At 45.9% G+C, this 19,714-nt stretch carries 17 protein-coding genes; 7 read left to right on the forward strand and 10 right to left on the reverse strand.

Features of this window, described 5'->3' with window-relative positions; genetic code table 11:
• Positions 1 to 58: 58 nt before the first annotated feature.
• Together ACYJZR_RS03370 and queF are read right to left on the reverse strand one after the other, a co-directional pair.
• Positions 59 to 2,341, reverse strand: a complete 2,283-nt coding sequence (locus ACYJZR_RS03370; protein ID WP_015296341.1) for a tetratricopeptide repeat protein — start codon at positions 2,339 to 2,341, stop codon at positions 59 to 61.
• Positions 2,342 to 2,503: 162 nt separating this feature from the next.
• Positions 2,504 to 3,349: an NADPH-dependent 7-cyano-7-deazaguanine reductase QueF gene (gene queF, locus ACYJZR_RS03375; protein ID WP_069501689.1), complete on the reverse strand. Its 846-nt coding sequence runs from the start codon at positions 3,347 to 3,349 to the stop codon at positions 2,504 to 2,506.
• 108 nt (positions 3,350 to 3,457) lie between these two features.
• On the opposite strand from queF, the gene syd reads away from it, so the two are divergent.
• Positions 3,458 to 4,003 carry a SecY-interacting protein gene (gene syd, locus ACYJZR_RS03380; protein WP_023623216.1) on the forward strand — a complete coding sequence of 182 codons (546 nt, stop codon included), beginning with the start codon at positions 3,458 to 3,460 and terminating at the stop codon, positions 4,001 to 4,003.
• A 2-nt stretch (positions 4,004 to 4,005) separates the two neighbouring features.
• Positions 4,006 to 4,782, forward strand: a complete 777-nt coding sequence (locus ACYJZR_RS03385) for a Zn-ribbon-containing protein (RefSeq protein ID WP_005486775.1) — start codon at positions 4,006 to 4,008, stop codon at positions 4,780 to 4,782.
• A gap of 103 nt (positions 4,783 to 4,885) precedes the next feature.
• Here ACYJZR_RS03385 and ACYJZR_RS03390 read toward each other — a convergent pair whose 3' ends face one another.
• From ACYJZR_RS03390 to metN, 3 genes are read right to left on the reverse strand one after another with little or no spacing between them, the layout of a single operon-like run.
• Entirely contained in the window at positions 4,886 to 5,695 is an 810-nt protein-coding gene (locus tag ACYJZR_RS03390; protein ID WP_023623215.1) for a MetQ/NlpA family lipoprotein, read from the reverse strand.
• A 32-nt stretch (positions 5,696 to 5,727) separates the two neighbouring features.
• The gene (locus ACYJZR_RS03395; RefSeq protein ID WP_005459160.1) at positions 5,728 to 6,405 is read right to left on the reverse strand and encodes a methionine ABC transporter permease; all 678 of its coding nucleotides are present in this window, start codon (positions 6,403 to 6,405) and stop codon (positions 5,728 to 5,730) included.
• On the reverse strand, positions 6,395 to 7,429 hold the full coding sequence (gene metN, locus ACYJZR_RS03400; RefSeq protein ID WP_005459161.1) for a methionine ABC transporter ATP-binding protein MetN: 1,035 nt from the start codon (positions 7,427 to 7,429) through the stop codon (positions 6,395 to 6,397). Before metN ends, ACYJZR_RS03395 begins: the two co-directional genes overlap by 11 nt.
• Positions 7,430 to 7,770: 341 nt before the next feature.
• Here metN and gmhB point away from each other — a divergent pair, with 341 nt between their 5' ends.
• From gmhB to treC, 4 genes are all read left to right on the forward strand, one after another.
• Entirely contained in the window at positions 7,771 to 8,322 is a 552-nt protein-coding gene (gmhB, locus tag ACYJZR_RS03405; RefSeq protein ID WP_005459163.1) for a D-glycero-beta-D-manno-heptose 1,7-bisphosphate 7-phosphatase, read from the forward strand.
• Positions 8,323 to 8,424: 102 nt separating this feature from the next.
• The gene (gene treR, locus ACYJZR_RS03410; protein ID WP_406966306.1) at positions 8,425 to 9,372 is read left to right on the forward strand and encodes a trehalose operon repressor TreR; all 948 of its coding nucleotides are present in this window, start codon (positions 8,425 to 8,427) and stop codon (positions 9,370 to 9,372) included.
• Between the two features lie 176 nt (positions 9,373 to 9,548).
• Positions 9,549 to 10,973, forward strand: a complete 1,425-nt coding sequence (treB, locus tag ACYJZR_RS03415; RefSeq protein ID WP_005486795.1) for a PTS trehalose transporter subunit IIBC — start codon at positions 9,549 to 9,551, stop codon at positions 10,971 to 10,973.
• A gap of 87 nt (positions 10,974 to 11,060) precedes the next feature.
• A complete protein-coding gene (treC, locus tag ACYJZR_RS03420) occupies positions 11,061 to 12,746 on the forward strand; it encodes an alpha,alpha-phosphotrehalase (protein ID WP_406966307.1) in 1,686 nt (561 codons plus the stop codon).
• Positions 12,747 to 12,850: 104 nt separating this feature from the next.
• On the opposite strand, the gene ACYJZR_RS03425 is transcribed toward treC, so the two are convergent.
• The 3 genes from ACYJZR_RS03425 to ACYJZR_RS03435 all read right to left on the reverse strand — a co-directional run bounded on the left by ACYJZR_RS03425 (position 12,851) and on the right by ACYJZR_RS03435 (position 16,095).
• Positions 12,851 to 13,750 (reverse strand): hypothetical protein, encoded by a 900-nt coding sequence (locus tag ACYJZR_RS03425; RefSeq protein ID WP_406966308.1) that lies wholly within the window; start codon positions 13,748 to 13,750, stop codon positions 12,851 to 12,853.
• A 131-nt stretch (positions 13,751 to 13,881) separates the two neighbouring features.
• On the reverse strand, positions 13,882 to 15,402 hold the full coding sequence (locus tag ACYJZR_RS03430) for a winged helix-turn-helix domain-containing protein (protein ID WP_406966309.1): 1,521 nt from the start codon (positions 15,400 to 15,402) through the stop codon (positions 13,882 to 13,884).
• Positions 15,403 to 15,492: 90 nt separating this feature from the next.
• Positions 15,493 to 16,095, reverse strand: coding sequence for a YitT family protein (locus tag ACYJZR_RS03435; protein ID WP_005496223.1), 603 nt, complete (start codon positions 16,093 to 16,095; stop codon positions 15,493 to 15,495).
• Positions 16,096 to 16,442: 347 nt separating this feature from the next.
• On the opposite strand from ACYJZR_RS03435, the gene glyA reads away from it, so the two are divergent.
• Positions 16,443 to 17,693 (forward strand): serine hydroxymethyltransferase, encoded by a 1,251-nt coding sequence (gene glyA / locus ACYJZR_RS03440; protein WP_058966492.1) that lies wholly within the window; start codon positions 16,443 to 16,445, stop codon positions 17,691 to 17,693.
• A 262-nt stretch (positions 17,694 to 17,955) separates the two neighbouring features.
• Here the strand turns inward: glyA and lipA are convergent, their stop codons facing one another.
• Both lipA and lipB read right to left on the reverse strand, forming a co-directional pair.
• Positions 17,956 to 18,921, reverse strand: coding sequence for a lipoyl synthase (gene lipA, locus ACYJZR_RS03445; protein WP_005488793.1), 966 nt, complete (start codon positions 18,919 to 18,921; stop codon positions 17,956 to 17,958).
• Complete coding sequence (lipB, locus tag ACYJZR_RS03450; protein WP_005488805.1) at positions 18,918 to 19,580, reverse strand: lipoyl(octanoyl) transferase LipB; 663 nt, start codon at positions 19,578 to 19,580, stop codon at positions 18,918 to 18,920. The genes lipA and lipB overlap by 4 nt, the downstream gene beginning before the upstream one ends.
• Positions 19,581 to 19,714 lie beyond the last annotated feature (134 nt).

Consider the following 19,714-nt stretch of genomic DNA (forward strand, 5'->3'; position numbering starts at 1 on the left):
CTGATAATAACAAAAAACTTTATAGCGTCATTAGTTATTACGCTTAACCGATGGTTAATTATCCATTTTTTAATATTTTCTTGATGTCGTCCTCATTCTTGTAAGAGGAGTGGATCTTGATCAGGCCTTGGTTGATGGCGTGTTGGCAAGCGGTTCTTATGTTACCGGTTGCAAAGCTCGCTGCTGGCGCGTTGTCTATGGCTTTCAAAAATACCCAATGACTTTGTTTATCTTTGAGGCTAACTTCGCGTGCAATGTGCGTCGCAAGTAGCAGTAAATCGAGCAGCTCTTCATCATTGATAGCGGTGTAAGCACGAGGCAAGAACGGGTAGTCGCTGATGCCCATACGAATGATGCGATTGACGTTATGCTGAGTCGCAAATTCGTCTACCCACGCTTGGAATTTTTCAAACATGACTTCGGCAGAGGCGTCGCGGTCTGCGTTAGGTTCGATGTAGAGTAAGTTTGCATCCGAGAAGTGGTACAAACGTGCCGGTTTTTCGATGCGCTCTGCTAGGTATTCACCGAATGCGCGTTCTAATTCTAAGCCCGCTTTGTAACCATTTTGAACGTACATGCTGCGTAAGAACGGTAGGTCGATCATCACAAAGCGTAGTCGGTCGTTGAGCGGTTCATGGATAAGTTCACCCATTTGCCACTGTTCAAAAGTGTCACGCGATTTTTTCAGTGAGCGAGACAACTTCACGTTCAGCATGCGCAGATTACGTAAGCGAGAGCGGGAATGGGTAAAGAGGTCGTTGCGAAGTTTCTCGATTTCACCCGCTTGGCGCTGCATGATCACGCCGCGGCGCATAATGAACAAAAACATAACCAGAACGGTGATGAATAGGGCAAAGGAAATTTTCTGGAACTTACGATGTTCCATTTCCACCTGCTCTAGACGCTCTGATTGACCGACATAGTGAATGGTCTGTTCCGCAAACTCTTTTTGCTGACGGAACGCATCTTCACTAATTTGGTTGAGTTGTTTTTGCTCCAAACGCACTAAGCTGGTGTATTTTTTGTACGCTTGCAGTGACAGTTGATATTCGCCCGCCTGTTCGTAACCCAAGCCCAACAAACGGTAAGATTGCTGCTTGATGAAGTTTTTGTTTTCCGGCGCTTTTTCGACAAGCTCTAAGGCTTTCTTCGCGTTTTCAATTACTTTTTTGCTGTCGTTCTGATGATAAGCGAGACCAGACTGAAGTAGGGCGGCTTTCGCTTCAAGCTGAGGGATATCCGCGTATTCCAGTAACTCTGTCGCACGTTCCAGATATTGCTCTGCAAGTGCGTAGTTGTAGAGTTGCAGGTAAGTTGCAGCCAAGCTCAACCGAATCTTAATGGTGCGATTGATATTACGACTGGTGCTTTCGTGATCCAGTACGTTGAAGTAGTGCACCAAAGCAAGATTGAACTTGCCTTGATAAAAATAGATGTCGCCCATTTGTTCAAGCACATCGGCCAAAATAGGGGAGCTTGGGTAAGAGTCGTAGAAATCTGCAGCCTGAGACAGATATTCAATGGCTTTGTCGTAAACACGACGTTCTTGGAAAAGTCTCGCCAGCAAGCGGTTTACTTTAGCAAGGCGAGTACCGCTGTCACTTTCGATGGACTGCCAATAACCGTAAAGCAGTTCTGAAAGCGCAAGGTTGTATTTTTTACTGTTAAGGTAAAACTCACCAACAGAAGTGTAGTAATCAATTAAGGCCAAATCGGAACGACTGTCCTCAAGCATGCTTTTCGCTTGAGCATACAAACGCTCTGCGCCAACGTTATCGCCACGATGAGCCGCTAGCAGGGCTCGTTGCATCACTAGACGATAACGGACGCTGTCTGTACGTTGAAGTACAGAGTCGGCTTCGTCTAGCTGTTTTTCAATTTGATTGAGGGTATCTTCGGCTGCTGAATAGTTGTGGTCGTACATCCAAATCATTTGGTTGCGCATGAGTTGCACATCCAAAGTCATGTAAGGCAGTTGGTATTCTTTCGCGAGCTTTTCTGCTTCATTGAGGTTATCGATCGCTGAGCGGACATTGCCCATCGTATAGTCGGCTTGCGCAATGATCTTGTGTGCTTCGATGGTGCTGGCTGGGGTACGAATGCTGCGGTCGGTCTCTTCTCGAGACATCGCTGAAGGGCTACCGCTTTCTTTACGTTCGGTCAGTTCGCGTTGCGATAAGTAGTTTTTGGCTGCTTGCTTTGCTTGAGCTGGTTCTATCTCAGCCAGTTGTTGTGCTTCGTTAAGCAAAGCCGAAGATAAAATGGTCGCGTGAAGTGGCTGTGCCAAGAGTAGACAAAAAAAGCCTATTAATTTAATTAGACGCGAACTGTCCCAAAACATTCTTTTCGTTCCCTCGAACTGTTTTAGATAGCGGATAAACCCAAATGACTTCAACTTGCTTTTTATAGCCGGTTGAAGTCATTTGGTATAGTAACATGCTTGGGCAATAAAAACGCCCGGCAATCCTTTTGATTGCCGAACTTATTTCTGCCTATCACGCTATTATTGACGAGCCATGCGATGATTATGAGCTGGCTTATCTTGTTCTGTCGAACGGTAAGGGTTGATATCCAAGCCGCCACGACGAGTGTAACGCGCAAACACCGTCAATTTGTTTGGTTGGCAGTATTTCATCAGGTCAGTGAAAATACGCTCTACACATTGCTCATGGAACTCGTTGTGTTCACGGAAAGACACCAAATAGCGCAGCAACTTCTCACGATCGATCTTGGCACCTTGGTAGCGAATTTCAACGCTGCCCCAGTCTGGCTGGTTGGTGATCAAACAGTTCGATTTCAATAGGTGGCTATGCAGCACTTCTTCTACTTGCTCTTCGCCAGCAGCACCTGCTAGCAAATCAGCATCAAAATCGTAGCTGTTGATTTCAATGTCTTGGTCGTCAATGCATTCGCCTTCCATTGTCACGATAGGTTGGTTGGTGTAGTGACCTACAGGGTTCACTTCGACCAATACCTTTTCGCCCGCACACGCGGATAGGTCTTGCGTTAAACGCTCCGCTACTTCTTCCCAACTCGCGAAACAGGTTTGGTTGTAGCTGTTTAGGTAGAGCTTAAATGACTTCGACTCAATTAAGTTTGCACTGGTTGCAGGAATGTACACTTCGCCAACGGCCACTTGAGGCAAGCCTTTGCTGTTTAGCCAAGACAGTTCGTACAGAGTCCAAATGTCATGTCCCAAGAAAGGTAAGGTGTCGCCTAGTTCAAGGTCATCACGGTTTAGGCTGCGAGGTACAGGTTGCAGTAGGCTTGCATCGTACTGGTTAGCGTACTCAGTCTTTTTGCCCAGCGTCAGGCCAGCAAGCTCTTTAGCGTCAGAATATTTGCTCATACTTTGTGGTCGTTTTCGATTAGAATGGCGAGAATTTTACTGAATCCGCTGATTAATTGCTATCCGGCAAATTCTGCTATCTGACAAATAAGGAATGAGGAGACCTTCATGACCCAAACCGTTACTCAGGCGCTACAAGACTTCAGCCTGCGCTACCAACAAGCTTGGCAAAATAAGCATAATGAATTGCCTCGCAATGAGGAGCTTGCTGATCTTGTTTCTCCATGTGTCGAAGAGAAGTGTGACGGCGTGGTATTGTGGAAAGCATTCCCGCGAGAAGAGATGGCGGATTTCACTAACGTTGAAAATGCGATTGAGTTGACGCTGCATGAAGACATTAAAGCGTTTTATGGATCTCAATACAGTGCAGATATGGACGCAACGTGGCAGACGAATCCTCTGACATTGCTTCAAGTTTGGAGTGATGACGATTTTGTTCGCTTACAAGAGAACATTTTGGGTCACTTGGTGACACAGCGTCGTCTAAAGCTAAAACCGACGGTGTTTATCGCAGCGACGGATGCAGAATTGGACGTGATTTCAATTTGTAACTTAACGGGCAATGTGATTTTAGAGCGTTTAGGAACAGATAAGCGCGAAGTGCTCGCAGAGAATGTTGTGGAGTTTTTGGCCAAAATTGAGGCTGCGGTGTAAGCATGTACGTTGTTGAGTTGCAATTTGAGTGTTTTGATAACACCACCGTCAGTGCGGTAGATAAAGCCATTAACGGTTTGATGGATGCGTTACGTTACAACGGCCAAGTGCTAGGTCGTGAATTCCCGATAGTGATGGGCGATGGCGAATTTTTTGTGCGCGTGGTTTGCCCGGAACAAGACAGTTTGCATCCGCGTTATCATTCAGATTTCGTTAAAGTGTGCATGAATCGTTTGTCGGATGCGTCTTTGCTTGCGCCGAAAATGCGTATGCTTGGTCGTGATTTAAATTCAGAACAAGCGGCCGAAGACGAAGCGCCAAGTTGGCAAGTGCTCTACACGACGTATGTGCACACATGCTCGCCACTGCGCAGTGGTGAAACTTTGTTGCCAATTCCACTGTATCGTAATGATCCGACACTCAATGGCGATCATAAAGCGGTCATCAAATGGCAGACGGAATGGCAAGCGTGCGATGAAATCCAAATGGCGGGCGGGTGCCGCGCAGAGCATGCGGCGCTGCACGAGATTTGCGACGTAGACAGTGTGTTGTTCCGCCGCGGTTGGGATTTGCGTGGTCGTATCGAATACATCACCAAGATTCCAACTTACTATTATCAGTATCGTGTGGGCGGTCAGTCGTTGGAGAGCGAGAAAGCACGTAAGTGTCCGAAGTGTGGTGGAGAGTGGCTGCTTGATGAGCCATTGCATGACATCTTCTATTTTAAGTGCGACGAGTGCCGAATTGTTTCGAACATCTCTTGGGATCATATTAAATAGGTTCTTACTTGGTCTAACTGATAGATTGAGAAAGACTAAAAAGGGCTGATGTTTTCACATCAGCCCTTTTGTTTTCGAATAGTTCGGTTTTAGAAAAGCGGGATTACCAACCTTTCACTACGCCGCCTTTGAATAGTTTTTTCGCTGCTTCATAAACTTCTTCAGTTTGGTAAGCTTTTACGAAGTTTTGTACGTTTTGAGCATTAACGTTCTCTTCACGCGCTACGATTAGGTTTACGTATGGAGATTCTTTATCTTCAACAAACACACCATCACGCTCTGGAGACAGGTCGATAGAGCTTGCGTAAGTGGTGTTAATGATAGACAGCGTTACGTCATCCAGAGAGCGAGGAAGTTGCGGTGCTTCTAGCTCAATGATTTCAATGTTCTTAGGGTTGCCTACGATGTCACGTACTGTAGCGAGTAGACCAACGCCATCACGTAGAGTGATCAAACCTTGTTGCTCAAGAAGCAGTAGTGAGCGACCTAGGTTGGTTGGATCGTTTGGAACCGCGATGCGTGCGCCATCTTGAATTTCATCCACAGATTTTACTTGCTTTGAGTACCCTGCGATTGGGTAAACAAACGAGTTACCTGCGATAGCTAGTTTGTAGCCGCGATCTTTAACTTGTTGATCTAGGTAAGGTTTGTGTTGGAAAGCGTTCGCGTCTACAGAGCCGTCATCTAGCGCAGCGTTTGGTGTTACGTAGTCCGTGAACGTAACCAGTTCAACGTCTAGGTTGTACTTTTCTTTCGCTACTTTTGCCGCTACTTCAGCAACTTGCGCTTCAGCACCTGCAATTACGCCAACTTTTACCTTGTTAACGTCCACTTCTTTATCGCCACAACCCGCTAGAACAAGAGCAGAAGCAGCAGTTGCTAAAGTCAAAAGACCTTTAAGGCTAAATTTCATGTTTATCTCCTTATAATATGTATTTTCAATGCTTATCGGTGGTCTACACGGCGCACCACTGCGTCACCGATAGACTGAATAATTTGTACTAGAACAATCAACATCACAACGGTTACTGCCATGATAGTAATGTCGTAACGGTGGAAGCCGTATCGGATGGCTACGTCACCGAGGCCGCCGCCGCCAACCGTTCCTGCCATCGCAGAGTAGCTCACTAATGTCACTAGAGTAATCGTCACTGAGTTAACAATAGTCGGCATTGCTTCTGGTAGGAGAACTTTTGTGATGATTTGCGTTGGTGTTGCGCCCATGGATTGCGCAGCCTCAACCAAGCCAGTTGGTACTTCCAGCAATGCCCCTTCAATGAGACGAGCGACAAACGGAATCGCACCAATAGTCAGCGGAACGATTGCCGCAGTTGTACCAATGAAAGTGCCCACTAACATCTTAGTTACTGGAATGATCGCAACCATCAAAACAAGGAAAGGAACTGAGCGCCCAACGTTAACCACTGCACCAAGAATTCCGTTCAGTTTGGTGTTTTCTAGCAAGCCGCCTTTCTTAGTAATATGCAGAATCACCCCCAATGGAATGCCGACCGCAAAACCCACTACGCCAGCAACCGCGACCATATAGATGGTTTCCCACGTAGCACCTAAAAGTAGTTTGCTGTTTAAACTTAGCCATTCAAAAATCGTGTTAAAGGACATAACCAAGTACCTCCACTTTTACGTTGTGCTCGCGCAGGTATTCAATTGCTGCACTGTCGTCTTGTTCATTACCAAACAGCTCTGCGACCATCATGCCGAACTTCACGCCGCCGGCGTAATCAAGATCGGAACTCAGAATGCTGACGTCGATGTTGTACTTACGCGAAATCTGCGACATCAACGGTGCATCTACGGTTGCGCCAGTAAATTCCATACGGACAAGAGGGTAGCTGCCTTCAACGCGATTTGGTTGTAAACGCGCTTGGTAATCTTCTGGAATGGAAAGATCCAATGTGGAACGAATGAACTCGTGAGCCAGTTCCGTTTTAGGGTGCGCAAAAATATCGCCAACCGTGCCTTTCTCAACCAATTCACCACCACCGATGATCGCCACTTCGTGACAGATGCTTTTTACCACTTCCATTTCGTGGGTGATCAGTAGAATCGTGATGTTGAGTTTGCGGTTGATTTCTTTTAATAGCTCAAGGATGGATTGAGTTGTTGCAGGATCCAGTGCGCTGGTGGCTTCGTCACACAACAGTACGCTTGGGTCGGATGCCAATGCACGAGCAATAGCCACACGTTGTTTTTGACCGCCACTTAGGTTGGACGGATAGCTTTCGTGCTTGTCCGCTAAGCCAACGAGCTTTAGCAACTCAGTCACTTTTGTTGTGATTTGCGATTTGTCTTTGCCAGCCAGTTCCAGTGGTAGAGCCACGTTATCAAACACAGTACGAGACGAAAGCAGATTAAAGTGCTGGAAGATCATGCCAATGTTGCGGCGCGTTTCGACCAACTGCTTTTTGCTGAGTGTTGTTAAATCAACGCCATCAACGATGATGGAGCCAGAGCTTGGTGCTTCTAGCATGTTTACACAGCGGATCAGCGTACTTTTACCAGCGCCTGATGAACCGATAACACCGAAGATGGTGCCCTTGGCGATGTGTAGGTTAATGTCTTTCAGGGCAAGGATTTCCTTACTGCCTTGGTAGAACACTTTATTGACGTTTTTTATTTCTATCATGTTTCAACCTGCCCAGAGATAAGGGGAACTTCGCTGTCAAAAACGGCCTTTGACAGAACTTAATTTTGAGCTTTATCTCAATTCTCAGTTGATGCTATGGGTTAACCAGAATGAAGTCAATAGATATTTTTACGTCTAGACGTCTAAATGTATGGATGTTCTGTTTTGGAAAGAAAGAGGCGTAGATAACAACAGAAGATGAGCGGAGGGGCCCCCTCAGATTTACCGATTCTTGCCCAACAAATCAACCGTTTTGTCGAGGCCTAGAACGAATTAGATAGTGTTGAAGTTTATAAGGTATGTAATAATCTGATTAAACCGAGTTAATAGAGAAATACGTTTTGGCAAAACCTGCTGTTTTTATCGATCGTGACGGCGTGATCAACGTTGACCACGGCTACGTTCATGACGAACATGATTTTGAGTACATTGACGGTGTGTTTGAAGCGACAAAAGCTCTGAAAGATAAAGGTTACCTGTTGGTGCTTGTAACGAATCAATCGGGCATCGCGCGCGGTAAATTCAGTGAAGACCGTTTCTTGTCTCTGACACAATGGATGGACTGGAACTTCGTTGATAATGGCGTTGAGTTTGATGGTTTTTACTATTGTCCACATCATCCTGAGCATGGCATCGGTGACTACAAGCAAGATTGTGATTGCCGCAAACCTAAACCTGGTATGTTTATCTCTGCTCGCGACTTCTTGAAAATCGACATGGAAAAATCTGTGATGATTGGTGATAAAGCCGAAGACATGATGGCAGCAGAAGCCGCAGGTGTTGGCACTAAGATTCTGGTTCGCACAGGTAAGCCAATCACTGAGCAAGGTGAAGCATTAGCTACAGTAGTGCTCGATAGCATCGCAGATGTGCCAGCGTATTTACAAAAATAACACCACAATTTGCATGTTTAAGGGAAGCGTTTGCTTCCCTTTTCTTTTATTGCTGTTAAAGTTCAGTCACCTAAGCATTCATCCATTCTAGTTTGATCACTTATGAGCAAAAAACTCACCATTCTTGATATCGCGAAATTGGCAGGCGTTGGCAAATCAACAGTAAGCCGCGTGCTTACCAATGATCCAAAAGTAAAACCTCAAACGCGAGAGAAAGTAGAGCAAATCATTCGTGAATCTGGCTATGTACCGTCCAAATCTGCGCAATCAATGCGAGGCGGTAGCCAAAAAGTCATCGGTGTTATCATCTCCCGTCTGGACTCACCATCCGAAAATCGCGCAGTTGGTACAATGCTCAATGCATTGTATTCCGCTGGCTATGACGCGGTGATCATGGAGAGCCAATTTGATCGCAACAAAACCAACGAGCATCTAAACGTGCTTAAGCGTCGCAATGTGGATGGGGTGATTGTGTTTGGCTTTACTGGGTGCGATGAGCAAGCCTTAGCTGAGTGGGGCAATCGCATTGTGGTGATTGCGATGGATACCAATAACGTCTCTTCCATCAATTATGATAACCAAGGCGTGATAGACATGGCTTTGTCTCATCTTGAGCAGCAATCTCTCTCTCGCATTGCTTATATTGGTGTTGATCCTGAAGACAAAACCACAGGCTTGGCGCGTTTAAATGCTTATAAAGCTTGGTGTCAACGTAAACAACTCACACCTTGTTTCCAAACCGGTAAGCTTAGCCATGAAAGTGCTTATCAATTGGTGGATCACGTTCTAAAATCAGACACGCAAGCCATTGTGTGTGCCAGCGATACCATTGCATTGGGCGTAATTAAGCGTCTTCAAGAGTTAGGCCGTGAAGACGTGGTCGTGACAGGCGTGGGTGGTAACGAGCTGCTGTCTTTCCTTTTCCCTAAAGTATTTAGTGTTGACCCGGGTTATACCCTTGCGGGTGAAAAGTCCGCTAACATGCTGATTAATCAATTAAATGGCGATGAAGAAGTCGTTCACTTCACTCAACATCCTGTTTGCCGTTAACCCGTTCTAAAACTATCTGCTCTAAAATTATACTGTGATCATTCTCAATTAATGGGACTGTTCCCATTTTGTTTTTTGCCTTTGGGTGGCAATATTAAAATCAAGAAGTGGGAATGTTCCCATTTATAAAAATAAAATGATGAATCGAATGTATCCAATACAGGGTGGACAAAGTTATGAGTAAGATTGCGCGTAAAGACGTGGAGCGTCTTATTGAGCTGGTCGGGGGGCCGGACAATATTGCCAGTGTAAGCCACTGTTTAACTCGCTTGCGTTTTGTTCTAAATGATACCGACAAAGCGGACACGAAACAGTTAGAAGCCTTGCGTATGGTGAAAGGCTGTTTTACCAACGCAGGTCAATTCCAAGTCGTCATCGGCACTGAAGTTGATGAGGTTTACAAAGTTCTGATCGAGCTAAGCGGTAAAAGTGAAGCGAGCAAAGACGAATCCAAGAACGCTGCTCGTCAAAACATGAATATTGTTGAGCGCGGTATTTCCCACCTTGCAGAAATCTTTGTACCACTGTTGCCTGCGATCATTACTGGTGGTTTGATTCTTGGTTTCCGTAATGTGATTGGCGACATTAAGATGTTTGATGGTCAAACCCTAACGGAAATTAGTCAGTTTTGGGCGACTGTTCACTCATTCCTATGGTTAATTGGTGAAGCGATTTTCTTCTTCTTACCCGTTGGTGTGTGTTGGTCGACCGTGAAAAAGCTAGGCGGGACACCGATTCTGGGCATCACGTTGGGTGTGACGTTGGTTTCGCCGCAGTTAATGAACGCGTACTTGATCGGTAAACAAGCACCAGAAGTCTGGGATTTCGGATTGTTTGTTATTGAGAAAGTGGGCTATCAGGCGCAGGTGATTCCAGCGATGTTAGCGGGTATGGCACTGGCGTTTATCGAAACGCACTTAAAACGCATCATCCCATCTTATCTATACCTCGTGGTCGTGCCGTTTGTTTCTCTCATTGCCTCGGTGATTTTAGCGCACTCGATCATTGGTCCATTTGGTCGCATGTTGGGTGATGGCGTGGCATTCGCAGCAAAAGCGGCCATGACGGGTGACTTCGCGATGATTGGCTCAACCATCTTCGGCTTCTTATACGCGCCACTTGTGATCACAGGTATCCACCACACAACCAACGCCGTTGACTTGCAGTTGATGCAAGAATTGGGTGGCACGCCGATTTGGCCTTTGATTGCACTATCGAACATTGCTCAAGCATCGGCAGTGGTTGGCATCATTATCATCAGTAAAAAGCAGGATGAGCGTGAAATCTCAGTGCCTGCGGCGATTTCTGCCTACCTTGGCGTAACAGAGCCGGCGATGTACGGCATCAACTTGAAATACAAGTTCCCAATGTTGAGCGCGATGATCGGTAGTGCATGTGCTGCTGCTATCTGTGGTAGTGCGGGCGTAATGGCGAATGGTATCGGCGTAGGCGGCTTGCCGGGTATCTTATCTATCCAGCCGCAGTTCTGGGGCATCTTTGCTCTGGCGATGCTAGTCGCGATGGTGGTACCTGCCGCATTAACATTAATTCTTTATAAGCGTGCACAAGCGAAAGGTGAGCTTGAAGCGGCAAACGCGTAATTCAATTTGAGGTAGTGACTTGGCTGCCTCCTCCTGTTTTTCTTTTCAAATTTTAAGTTTCCGATTACTGGTAAGTGAGTGTTAGAAATGGCTATGACCAAGCATGATGAGAGCTGGTGGAAAACCGCAACCATCTACCAAATTTACCCAAAAAGCTTTTGTGACAGTGGCAGTAAAGGCACGGGCGACATTAAAGGGATCATTTCTAAACTGGATTATCTAAAACACCTTGGTGTGAATGCGATTTGGCTAACGCCAGTGTATCAGTCTCCTATGGTTGATAACGGTTATGACATTTCCGATTATTACGCGATCAATCCACAGTTCGGCACTATGGAAGATTTCGATACCTTGCTGGCAGAAGCGCATCAGTTGGGTATTCGTATCATCATGGACATTGTAGTGAACCACACGTCGACTGAGCATCATTGGTTCCAATCCGCGTTAGGGGACAAAAACAGCCCATACCGTGACTACTACATCTGGAAAGATCCGGTTGAGGGCGCAGAACCTAACAACTGGCAATCGAAGTTTGGAGGCAATGCTTGGGAATTGGATGACGCGACAGGGCAGTACTACTTGCACCTTTTTGCTAAAGAGCAGGCGGATTTGAACTGGGAAAATCCAGCGGTGCGTGAAGAAGTCAAAGAAGTCATCAGTTTCTGGGCAGACAAAGGCGTGGACGGTTTCCGTCTCGACGTCATCAACCTGATTTCTAAACAGCAAGACTTCCCAAGTGATGATATTGGCGATGGCCGTCGTTTCTATACGGATGGTCCTCGCGTGCACGAATATCTGCAAGAAATCAGCGAAGCCGTGTTTCAAAAGTACGGTAGCGTGACGGTGGGGGAAATGTCTTCGACCACGCTAGAGCACTGCCAGCAATACTCTTCATTAGATGGCAAAGAGCTGTCGATGGTGTTCAATTTTCACCACCTGAAAGTCGATTATCCGAATGGTGAAAAATGGACCAAAGCGCCGTTTGATTTCATTCAGTTAAAGCAGATCTTCAACCATTGGCAAACGGGCTTGAATGGCAAAGGGTGGGGCGCACTGTTCTGGTGTAACCACGATCAACCTCGTGTGGTCAGCCGCTTAGGTGATGATAAACAATACCGCGTCGAGTCGGCGAAAATGCTGGCGGCGTCTGTACATATGATGCAAGGCACGCCGTATGTTTATCAAGGAGAAGAGATTGGTATGATCAACCCAGGTTACACTGAGATCAGCCAGTACCGCGACGTAGAAAGCACCAACATGTACGACATCATGGTCAACCGCGATGGCGTATCTCACGAAGATATGATGGCGATTTTGGCGCAGAAGTCGCGTGATAACTCACGTACGCCAATGCAGTGGAATAGCCAAAAGCACGCTGGTTTTACCGAAGGCACACCGTGGCTTGAGGTGGCGCAGAATTACTCTGAAATCAACGCAGAAGCGGCGGTTGCTGATTTGAACTCGGTGTTCTACTTCTACAAACGTTTGATTGAGCTACGTAAACAGGTTCCGGTGATCACCGATGGCCGTTATGAAGATTTACTGCCAGAGCATCAACGCATTTTTGCTTACGCTCGCCAGAACGACAAACAAACGCTGCTGTGTATCAATAACTACTACGCTGAAGAGGTGGAATGCGTTCTGCCAGAACGTTTTGAACTGAGTAAAGCGAAAAACTTGCTATCCAACTATCAAAACTCAGCGAGCGCAGTCGCGTCAAACCATCAAGTGTTACGACCTTACGAAACTCGTATTTTATTGATAGAAGAATAAACTCGGGTGTCATCACCCCTAGGATTGATGTTCGAGATGAAGGCTTTGGTGTGCTCCCCAAAGCCTTCTTTTGTTGAGATGCCGTATTTCTAAAAGATGCGAGCTTATTTTGTTTCAATCGCTGTTAGCTGCACTTTCTCTTCGTTGATTTGTACTTGTTGTACTTTTAGTAGTTCGACTTGCTCAATCAGACCTAAGCTCGGGTTAAACCAACGTTCTGCCGAAGTGGCGAACTCCATTGAGTCCATATCATCGCAGTTTAGGTTGTAAGTATTCTCTTCCGTCAGGTACGCCGCTTCAATTGTCTTGCCCGAAATCGAGAACGTTTTACGTACGCCAGTCTCTCGGATTTGCTGTTGCCAAACCACTTGGCAAGATGCTGTCATTGGCAGGTTTTGTACCCACTCATGTTCTTCAAAACTGTCTAACAGGTGGTGTACTGCGTTGCCTGTAAGAGTGGTTTGCAGAGACATGGTTTCTTCACCGATATCAATGTTCGGGCTTTTCTCTTTTACGTCGTTACCGTTCAGGCGGAAAATCGGGCTACTGTGCATTAGCATGGCAATAAACTGATTGCCAATAGAATAAACGTCGGTGACTTCATGAAGTGCGCCATCAGAGCCTGCAAAATAAAGTGTATTGCTCTCTTCTTCGTTATTGAACTGTTCGTCAGAGTAATAGAACTGTTGAGCGCCGTAGTTCACCAAGTCATTAACCAACTGGATGATTGCCTCGCTGTTTGGGATTTGTGCCAATGCTGCCAATATTTGCTCGCTATCCATCGCTTGAAAGCTCAGCTTCATGTCACCTTCAGATTGGCCATCCAAGCTAAACGAATAGCTAAGTTGTGTGTTTGTCTCGGGAGCGAAAATGGAGTTTTGAATCGCGATGTCGAAACTTTCTTGAGGCACTTTGTTTGGATTAGCACTGCCAGAAGACGAACCTCCGCCACAGCCGTAAAGAGCCAGAGTTGCTGCTGCGATAAGCGTCATTTTGTTTAGCATGGTTTACATTCCTGATTGATAAGGCCGCTTCATGTTGGGCCGTTGCTTGAATGCGAGCATGCTAAGTTCAGTGAGATAAAAAGGGCAAAAAACAAAAGCTAATAGCGCTTAACGAAAGCTTAATTTTATATTTAGGTCTTTGTTTTATTAGGGCTTATTTCGTTAGCTACGTTGGTGCAATACTCATTGATGAGCGCTTTCCATCGGCTGATAATTTCTTGATCGGTCAAACTGACATGCAACGTTTTCCATGGTTGAAGGCAAGTTTCTTTCGATTCTGATTGAGAAAGACGTTCAAACAATGTCTCGGAGGGTAAAACGCGCAGCAGTGCCACCAGTGATTCCATGTAGTTGAGACGGAACTGTTCAAGTTTGTTTTGCTTATAAGCGATGTGAGACACAAACGTATAAATCAGCGCGTTTTGAATGCGTGAGTCGCCATCTGGAGTAGTCAACAGAACTTTTGCTCGGTCTAGGTTACCTAGTTTGAAATGCAATACGCCCAACCAGAGGCTTAGCTCATCTGGCAAAACATCGAACGACGACTGCACTTGCGTCAAATACGCTTCCAGCTTTTGAGGCTCTTGCTCGTATAACGCGAGATGCCTTGCGGTTGTGATAGCTGCAAACTCATCAGCTTGTTGGAGAGGTTGGTTAGAAAAGACATTCTCAAACAGCATTTTTTGGTGAACGTCTGACAGTTGCCATGTGCTTGCCGAAGGTGCAGGCAAGTTGAAGTATTGTGCGACATCCGAGTGAATTTGGAAGATGTCCGATTGTAGGTCGGATAAGCGCAGTGTGTATTCGTTGCGAAATGCCAGCTTCCCTGTCGCAGGATAAATAAGGTTCATCTGCGCTTTCAAGCTGCCTTGTTCTGCGCCGTCTTTTAACTCTATGTTGAGTTCGTAATCACTGGTCTGCATATTTCGTGCACCAGGGAAATACGGTGTATGACCAATGGGATCCAGAAAGTAACTTGGAGCGTCTTGGTTAGCGATGTCGGTATATGGATATTCGACTTGTTGTTGAAGTAAGACGGCTTTGACTAGTGTGCGATATTTTCGCGCCTGAGAGCCGATTGCATCGACACGGTTGAGCAGCAACTCGACTTTGGGGATAAGTAACTGATGACGTGTTTGTTGTGTTGAAATCTCTTGGCGTTGCCATAGCAAGCTTGCGAGCGTCACGCTACAAACCGCAAGTATGGCACACAAGCCATAAGCAAAAATTAGCTTGAAGTTCTTATTACTCGCAACCTGAGTTGGGATAACGCGTCGATGGTTTTTCGCTGGTGGTATTAAACGGATATTGGCAGGGTTAAGAAAATAGCCCTTGCGAGGATAAGTGACCAAGAGCTTAGCCGCATCGTACTCAGGTAGGTGTTGCTGTAGCAGCGCACGTAAGGTGCTAATGCGGTTAGTGAGCACATTCTTGGAGATGAATTTGCTCTGCCAAATGGTTTCGATAATGGTGTCGGCAGAGATCGGATGCCCCACGCTTGTTAGCAGAAGTTCTAATAACTCAATGGTACGAGGTTCGAGATCAATCGCGATAGTGTCTTGATGAAGAGTCTGTGTTTTCGGATTGTAGACCAACTCGCCAATCGCAATACAGCTGTGAGTTTGTTTGGCTTGTTGTAGAAAGTCGCGCATACCGTACCGAGTTATTTGGAAATCGCGAAATATTATATAGTTATTGAAGCGCGAAATCTTATAAATCGCGCGTCAATTATCATCAAAAGTTTATGAACCGTAGGTAACGGAATATCGGTGTGGTTTGTGATTCATCGCCAATACGACATTCAGTGCAAAGGCACCCAAAATCGAAAGGCCAATCACCTCTGGAGTGACAAAGAAGAACGAAGCAAACAGGATACATGCATCGATTGCCATCTGGCTTTTGCCAACAGAAATGCCAAACTTGTCCTGAATAAACAAACACAACACGTTAAAGCCACCTAGGCTGGAGCGATGTCGGAACAAAATCAGCATACCTAATCCCATTAATAGGCCACCTGCTACCGCGCAATAAATTTCGTTAACGGATTCGAGTGAGATCAGCAAATAAAGGTGATCGGCAAAGATAGAAACCAACGCGCCAGAAATAGCGCTATTGATTGCGAAATGACGGCCGAAGCGTTTCCATGCGAGTAAGTAAAAAGGACAGTTTGCCAAAAAGTACAGCACACCAAAGGTAAAAGGTGTAAATTGGCTTATTAGCAATGCCAATCCAGTCGTGCCTCCTGTTAGAAGGTTCGCGGATTGGAGAAAGAAAACGCCCTGAGCTACCAAAAAGGTACCAGTGAGAATTGCTATCCAGTCTTCTTTTCTTGAGTGTTTTTCCATCAAAATTGCAGTCATCGGTGAGAAATAAGGCGTGCATAGTAGTAAAAAGATGATCTTTTCGGTAGCTAGAGGGTAAAATTTGCGGTAAACCTATGTAATTGCTGTTTTACAGGGTGTAAAGCACAAAATTGACAGGCAATAAATCGTGGTTGAACAATTGCAACATCACCATGATAACTATTGCTTGTCATCATGAAAAAACTGCATGAGAAAAATTGTAAATTTCTCTTTATGACCTAGATCAAATTATGTAGAATGCGCGCCATTGATGCGACGAAAACGTTTGCGTTAGGTCGTTAACCAGTTTTTTTGCAACTTTCAGTACTAATCTGAGTCAGGAGATACAGATGCTTAAGCGTGATATGAACATCGCAGATTACGATGCGGAACTGTTCGCAGCTATCCAGGAAGAAACCCTTCGCCAGGAAGAACACATTGAACTTATCGCTTCTGAAAACTACACAAGCCCACGTGTAATGGAAGCGCAAGGTTCTCAGCTAACGAACAAATACGCTGAAGGCTACCCAGGCAAGCGTTACTACGGCGGTTGTGAGTACGTAGATAAAGCAGAACAGCTTGCTATCGATCGTGCATGCAAACTATTCGGTTGTGAGTACGCTAACGTACAACCTCACTCAGGTTCTCAAGCAAACAGCGCAGTTTACATGGCGCTTCTTAACCCAGGCGATACAGTACTAGGTATGAGCCTAGCGCACGGTGGTCACCTGACTCACGGTTCTCCAGTAAACTTCTCTGGTAAGCATTACAACGTTATCCCTTACGGTATCGATGAAGCTGGTCAAATCAATTACGACGAGATGGAACAGCTAGCGCTTGAGCACAAGCCTAAGATGATCATCGGTGGTTTCTCTGCTTACTCGCAAATCGTTGATTGGAAGCGCATGCGTGAAATCGCGGACAAAGTAGATGCTTACCTTTTCGTTGATATGGCACACGTAGCCGGTCTTATCGCAGCAGGCGAATACCCAACACCTGTTCCACACGCTCACGTAGTAACAACAACGACGCACAAAACACTAGCAGGCCCTCGCGGTGGTCTTATCTTGTCTAATGCTGGCGAAGATATGTACAAGAAGCTGAACTCAGCTGTGTTCCCTGGTGGTCAAGGTGGCCCTCTAATGCACGTTATCGCTGGTAAAGCAGTAGCGTTCAAAGAAGCGATGGAGCCAGAGTTCAAAGCTTACCAAGCTCGCGTGGTGAAAAACGCAAAAGCAATGGTTGGTCAGTTCCAAGAGCGTGGCTACAAAATCGTATCTAACGGCACAGAAAACCACTTGTTCCTTGTTGATCTAATCGACAAAGACATCACTGGTAAAGATGCAGACGCGGCACTAGGTGCAGCAAACATCACAGTAAACAAGAACTCAGTACCAAATGACCCACGCAGCCCATTCGTAACATCTGGTATCCGTGTAGGTACACCAGCGATCACTCGTCGTGGTTTTACTGAAGAAGACGCAAAAGATCTAGCAAGCTGGATGTGTGACGTCCTAGATAACATCGGCAACGAAGAAGTTATCGAAGCGACTAAACAGAAAGTATTAGAAATCTGTAAGCGTCTACCGGTTTACGCCTAATTGTTCTGCCTGATTCACTCTATTTTTGCGTCAAAGATGCTCATTTACAGTTGTAAACTGCGCGACTTTTCCCTGAACTAGAAACGAATCAGTTTGAAAATACTAAAGGTCCTCAGATGAGGGCCTTTTTGTTTGTCTGGCGTCTGTGACGGCTTAATCGTGCCATCGAATAAAAGAGAGCGGTGCAGGGCATCTCTTGTTTGGCAGATACAAAAAAGGTTGGCACCTAAGCCAACCTTTTCAGTTTTCGAGTTCAAGATGCTTATTTGATCTCAAGACCTTGTGCCTGCATATCGGCATGGTATGAAGAGCGAACAAATGGACCACATGCTGCGTGCGTGAAGCCTAGCTCTAGTGCGACTTCTTTTAGCTCGTCAAACTCTGATGGTGGAACGTAACGTTCTACAGGCAAGTGGTGACGGCTTGGCGCTAGGTACTGACCTAGAGTCAGCATCGTTACACCGTGTGCACGCAGATCTTTAAGCACTTCGATGATTTCTTCTTTGGTTTCACCAAGGCCCATCATCAGACCTGATTTGGTCGGTACATCTGGATGCTGTTCTTTGAACTTCTTAAGAAGCTCAAGTGACCACTTGTAGTTCGCACCTGGGCGAGCTTTACGGTAAAGACGCGGCGCAGTTTCTAGGTTGTGGTTGAAGACATCTGGCGGGTTGTCTTTCATCAGGTCAAGCGCTACGTCCATACGACCACGGAAGTCAGGAACCAGTGTTTCGATCTTGATGTCTGGGTTTAACTCGCGGATCTCACGGTTACAATCGGCAAAGTGCTGTGCACCACCATCACGTAGGTCGTCACGGTCTACTGAAGTAATAACAACGTACTTCAGTTTCATGTCGGCGATAGTTCTTGCCAGTTTTTGTGGCTCTTCTGCTTCTGGTGGTAATGGACGGCCATGAGCAACGTCACAGAAAGGACAACGACGAGTACAGATTGCACCTAGGATCATGAAGGTTGCTGTACCGTGGTTAAAACATTCCGCTAGGTTAGGGCAAGACGCTTCTTCACATACGGAGTGAAGCTTGTTCTTACGCATCGCAGCTTTGATGTCTTGAATTCGTTGGCTGTCGGCTGGTAGCTTGATCTTCATCCAATCAGGCTTACGTAGCACTTCTTTCTGCTCTGTAGGCATGTTCTTTACGGGAATCAATGCCATTTTATCGGCGTCACGATATTTAACGCCTTTTTCCATCTGGATTGGTTTGCTCATGCTTTATTACCTTGAGAAGGTGCTTCTGTGCTGAATTCTACTCGCTCGTAATCGAGCAAAGTAACGAGTTCTTCTATTAATTGTTTTTCTACGGTTTCTACGTCACTCGGGCCGTTAAATTGGCTCACTTGAACCATTTCCATGCCGGCATAACCACAAGGGTTGATGCGTAGGAACGGCGTTAAGTCCATATTTACATTCAGGGCTAACCCATGGAATGAGCAACCTTTACGAATACGTAGACCGAGAGAGCATATTTTCTTGCCATCGACGTAAACGCCAGGGGCGTCTGGTCTTGCGGCAGAGTCGATATTGTATGCTTTTAATGTGTTGATCACGAGGTTCTCGATGGTTGTAACGAGATCTCGTACGCCTAATTTTTTGCGACGTAGGTTGATCAAGAAGTAAGCCACGAGTTGACCAGGACCATGATAGGTTACCTGACCACCACGGTCACTTTGTACGACAGGAATATCACCAGTGTTAATTAAGTGCTCGGCTTTGCCTGCCTGCCCTTGGGTAAATACTGGGTTATGTTCTACCAACCAGACTTCATCAGGGGTTTCTTCTGTGCGTTGGTCGGTGAACTCATGCATCGCCTTCCATACAGGCTCATAGTCTTGGCGGCCAAGTCGTTTTACAACAAGTTGGTGTTGCATGGGAATTCCTGTCGCTAATATATAAAGTTTTTGGATTATAAACCGGATGACCCAGATGCTCTACCGCTGAGTAACAGATTTTTAACTGAAAGCACAAGGATATCGAGTTATCTGGTTGATAAATAAAAAGAAAG

The organism is Vibrio sp. RC2502 (genome assembly GCF_054850435.1).